Raw genomic sequence first — 4,438 nt, 5'->3', positions numbered from 1 at the left:
AAAATGGCCGGGTTGAGTCGCGGACAGGAGGCACGTGTGCTACTGATTTTATGTCTGGCGCGTGAGGTTCCGCTTATGATCCTGGATGAACCTTTTGCGGGCATTGATATTCTCTCTAGAGAAGCGATCGTAGCTGGGATTATTGATTATTTGGAGGATCGGCAGCAGTCCATACTCATTAGCACACATGATATTCAGGAAGTGGAAGGCTTGTTTGACTACACAGTCATGATGGACCGCGGACAGGTCATATGGTCTGGTGATTCGGATGATTTGCGTGCAGAGCATGGCTCGCTGAATCAGGTGTTCCGCAATTTGTACAAAAAGGAGTGGAAGGCGTGAATTCATCAGGGCTGTTCAAAGATTTAATACGCCATGAATTTCGAAATAAAGGAAGTTGGAGAAAACAAAGCCGCAATCGACTACCCAGATCGTGGAGACTTGTATATTTCTCACTATTTCCAATTGCGGCGTTCGCTATTTCCTTGTACTTCGCGCTTCACAACCAACTTGAATTGACAAGGCTGTGGTATGTCACCCTGGGCTTGCCGTACATGATCATTTTCATGGGTGTGGGAAGCTTGAGAAGAGAATGGGAAAATGACACCTACGGATGGTGGCTGACCCTTCCCTATCCACGCATGTGGCTGATTAGCGCCAAATGGATTGCTGCCATTTTACAAGCCATAGTTGTGATATTGTTGCTGTTTGTGGTGGGTTCTCTGTACGCGTTGTTCATCTCATCAACCATACAGCCTTATACGTTTGCGGATGCAGCGTCTTTTATTATAGCCGGATTGAACTGGTTTGTGATGATTATCGCTTTCACGCCGTTGGTCATTGCGCTGGGTCTATTGACGGCCAGTACCAAATACAGCACCTTGCGGCCGCTTAACCCGATACTGTGGATTCTTTTGATGGGTGGAGGAAGTGTCTTTTATTGGTCAGGCGATCAGCGGATTTATGAGCAGTTTGATCGTGTTCAGAACGGGCAGTGGTTTCCGTTTACCTGGCATTTCCCAGTTGCGGTGTTGATCAGTTGGGTTGCTGCATATGTATTAATCCGCTTGAACGCTTATTTGCTGGATAAAAAACTGTCGATTTAGGCTAGCGTATCTACATGATCTATGAGGAAGGAGTTTCACCATGACGACGATATTTATATATGTATTGGTGGCTGTTCTGGTGGGGCTGATGATCTGGCTAAGAACCAAGAGACGAAGGGGGCCGGTAAAAGGAAACGGAATCCGGATTCTGCTCCCCTTGTTTATCGCTTTCCCGCTTATGATGATGTCTGTGTACCAATTAATGCATATTCCCGGCCAAACGTACGCGCCTCCCGCCTTTTGGGAACTGTTGGTTGCCGGGCTATTAGGGGCTCTGTTTGGCTATATTATTTTGCTGCATACAGCGTATGAAAGACGGGATGACGGTTTTATTTATCCCAAGCCGAACCAATATTTTAAATATATTATTATCGCTATTATCTTGATTCGCGTTGTTTTGACCCAGTACCTCAGTAGTTTGGGTATGACCGAAATTAGCATGCTGGCAATTACGATGGCGCTGGTGTATATCTCAATCTGGCGAATCGGGAGCTTTATCAAGTTTCGGAGAACGTTATCTGTATAACAATAGCAATGGGATTAACAGCGGCTTACTATTCAAAAAGCGTTCATTCGCTTGGCGATAGGAGCCGCTTTTTTTGAGTTAATTTCTTGGGTGCGTTTTATTTAAAATAAAATTTTTAAAGTTTATGGCTGCAGGTGGCAAGTATCTTTCATTCATCCATGCCAAGCCGATGGTTCGATGACTTTCAGGTGCTTTTAAACGGACTTGGGCAACCTTATTGGTGTCTAATCCTTGTAGGTCAGGTAGTAACGACACGCCCAGGCCCGAACCAACAAGTCCTGCTACAGTGGCAACTTCTTCACCTTCAAATGTAATGATTATTCGTCCGATTAAAACAAATAAGTGATTACTTCAATCCAATTAAAATACTTTCCTCGATCACGGGCATATGAGAAAGGTCGTGTGGCCGGAACTCGTTGTAGATTAAATTAATAAGGGATAGTACCAGCGTAGCTGACACGGATCGCAAAGTAATGCCAAACGCGTCAATGCGTTTACCCATGGTGACAGCTACATGGTACTATCCCAAGTAAAAGGGATTAAAGACACATCCCGAGGCGGATCCTACCATAACAAAAGATTCAAAGAAGAGTGTTAACACCCGGATTCTGTACCCGGTAAAAAAATTGGTTGGGCATATCCTAAAATTACTGACGAAACAAAGCGAATCATCGACACGTTCTTGATTAACTGGGATGTGTCTCCAATCGCTAGAAAAACGGTTGGATTCATTGAAGAGTCGCCGGCTGATACGAACAGAGATGCCGATCGAGGTGGATCAACTGGGAGGAAAAAACACATATCATTAAGTGGATTTGTCCTAGCTGCGAGGACGCCTGTTCGATCATTAAAACAGGTGCGAATCATTTTCGAAGACTGTAAGGAACCCTTTATTGATGAGCCGGCTTAGGAAAAAAAGACGTTGAAAAGTTATAGATGAATAGAGAATTAAATGGTAATATATAACTGTACAAATTCACATAACAGGAATAAAATCACTGTATTAACAGCTAGTACCCATCAAGCAACGTCGGATAAGTTTGGTGAGCACCAGCTCAATTTAATAATAAGGAGCATTAAGCATGAAAAAGAAAATCGGATTTGTTTTAGCTTCAATGGTCGTTGGTATGTCTTTTATTTCAGGAACATCAAATGCATATGGATTAAATGGAATTATTGCCGGCAAGTTTTCCGTAGAAGAAAAGCCGACGTATAAATTTACTCTCACTTCTGCTGCCTTAAAAAAGGATGGAGGTATAGTTGCAACGGGTCGAACGTCGAATATTCATGCTTGGTACAATTCTTACGATGAAAATGGCCGAGTGTTTTGGTCTTCTCAGTCTGAAGTTTTGGTTGAACCAGGCACTACAATTGTCTTATCAGATGGAAGTACACTTTCTTCATCAGAATATGGTGAATGGGAAATCAAAGATGAGTCAGGAAGTACAGTTCAGACTGGGAAATGGGATATGGGGGGACCTGTATATAAAATTAAGCAGCTAAAAAATGGGAAAATACTTTTTGCAGGCTCACGAGGAGCTTACCAAATTTTTGAACCTGACATGACTCCTTTTCGAAGTGGGATGTGGAGTGCAAACGCAGTTATTTATGATGCCGAAGAAATGGATAATGGCAATATATTGTTAGTTGGGACACACGGGAATTGGTCTGTAATCAACAATGAAGGTAAAGGTTTGAAGTCAGGAAGGTATAAAACTTCAGCCATACCAAGTGTTGCCCGATTGTCTGACGGTAATTTAATAGCCGTAACTACTCCTGGTTCATATATTTTGTTCAACCAAGAAGGGACAATCATTGGAGATGGATTGGTGTCAGGAAAAAATGTCGTCAGCTCTCTTCGATCCGTAACATCTTTTCCAGGTAATCATGTAGTAGTCAGAGATGGCAGCAAAGTCCACATATTAAAAATTGAAAATAATACTGCTATGAATGTTTATACTGGAAAAACAATTGTTGTTCCGGATGAAATAGATAATAAAACTACAGTTAAAATTTCTGATAATAAAATTTTCTTTGGTGGAAAAAATGGGGTATTCCAAATATTAGAAGTTGATTTAACTCCTTAACTATCATAAATATAATTTCTTTAAAAAGAAGAAAGAGAAGTCCTCTTTCCAGGCTGTCGAGAAAGTCTCGACAGCTTTTTTTATGTTAATTTTATTTAAGACGACACCGCGTTAATGTTGTATAATATAGGTAACTATGTAGAACGGACGGTGTTGATATGCTGCGACCTCATCGAGACAAACAACAATCTTTTGAATTGGTTCTCTGGAAGAACTGGTACCGCAAGATCATCTGCTTCGTAAAGTGGATAAATATAATAGACTTCTCCGTTATTCATGAGAAGGTAGGCCCGCTGTATTGTGCGGACAACGGGCATCCTGCCATTAATCCTACCGTGTTGTTTAAAATGATCTTTCTCGGTTATTTCTATGGCATTCGCTCAGAACGGCAACTCGAGCGTGAAATTCAGACGAACCTGGCTACCGCTGGTTCCTGGCGCTGGGCTTAGCGGATAAAGTTCCAGATCATACGACGATTAGTAAATGAAGAATAAAAAATTCAAGTATGTTCTTGACGCAGAAGTTATTCAAGTAAGTTCTTGTCCAATATTCAAGCAAGTTCATGTCGCTACACGAATATGAAGGATGCGTATAAACTTGCTGATCATATGGACGTCGAGCTGGAACTTAAAATGGCCGGGTTGAGTCGCGGACAGGAGGCACGTGTGCTACTGATTTTATGTCTGGCGCGTGAGGTTCCGCTTATGATCCTGGATGAA

At 42.0% G+C, this 4,438-nt stretch carries 5 protein-coding genes and 2 pseudogenes; 6 read left to right on the top strand and 1 reads right to left on the bottom strand.

Annotation, left to right across the window (positions count from 1 at the left end; translation table 11 throughout):
• From AC5ELV_RS26170 to AC5ELV_RS26160, 3 genes are all read left to right on the top strand, one after another.
• A partial coding sequence (locus tag AC5ELV_RS26170; RefSeq protein ID WP_493432435.1) for an ATP-binding cassette domain-containing protein occupies positions 1–342 on the top strand: 342 nt, incomplete at its 5' end.
• The gene (locus AC5ELV_RS26165) at positions 339–1,106 is read left to right on the top strand and encodes an ABC transporter permease subunit (protein ID WP_493431937.1); all 768 of its coding nucleotides are present in this window, start codon (positions 339–341) and stop codon (positions 1,104–1,106) included. The genes AC5ELV_RS26170 and AC5ELV_RS26165, both read left to right, overlap by 4 nt.
• Before the next feature lie 40 nt (positions 1,107–1,146).
• The gene (locus AC5ELV_RS26160) at positions 1,147–1,632 is read left to right on the top strand and encodes a CcdC protein domain-containing protein (RefSeq protein WP_493432434.1); all 486 of its coding nucleotides are present in this window, start codon (positions 1,147–1,149) and stop codon (positions 1,630–1,632) included.
• Between the two features lie 78 nt (positions 1,633–1,710).
• On the opposite strand, the gene AC5ELV_RS26155 is transcribed toward AC5ELV_RS26160, so the two are convergent.
• Positions 1,711–1,947, bottom strand: coding sequence for a LysR substrate-binding domain-containing protein (locus AC5ELV_RS26155; RefSeq protein WP_493432436.1), 237 nt, complete (start codon positions 1,945–1,947; stop codon positions 1,711–1,713).
• Between the two features lie 767 nt (positions 1,948–2,714).
• Between AC5ELV_RS26155 and AC5ELV_RS26150 the strand changes: the two genes are divergently transcribed.
• From AC5ELV_RS26150 to AC5ELV_RS26140, 3 genes and pseudogenes are all read left to right on the top strand, one after another.
• Positions 2,715–3,719, top strand: coding sequence for a hypothetical protein (locus AC5ELV_RS26150; protein WP_493432433.1), 1,005 nt, complete (start codon positions 2,715–2,717; stop codon positions 3,717–3,719).
• A gap of 158 nt (positions 3,720–3,877) precedes the next feature.
• Positions 3,878–4,203 (top strand): annotated as a pseudogene (locus tag AC5ELV_RS26145) (transposase); the annotation flags it as partial.
• Positions 4,204–4,294: 91 nt separating this feature from the next.
• Positions 4,295–4,438: pseudogene (locus AC5ELV_RS26140) on the top strand (ABC transporter ATP-binding protein); the annotation flags it as partial.

Source organism: Paenibacillus sp. NMA1017 (assembly GCF_058895805.1).
The sequence above is the reverse complement of the archived record's forward strand: the minus strand, read 5'-3'. Positions and strand labels throughout refer to the sequence as shown.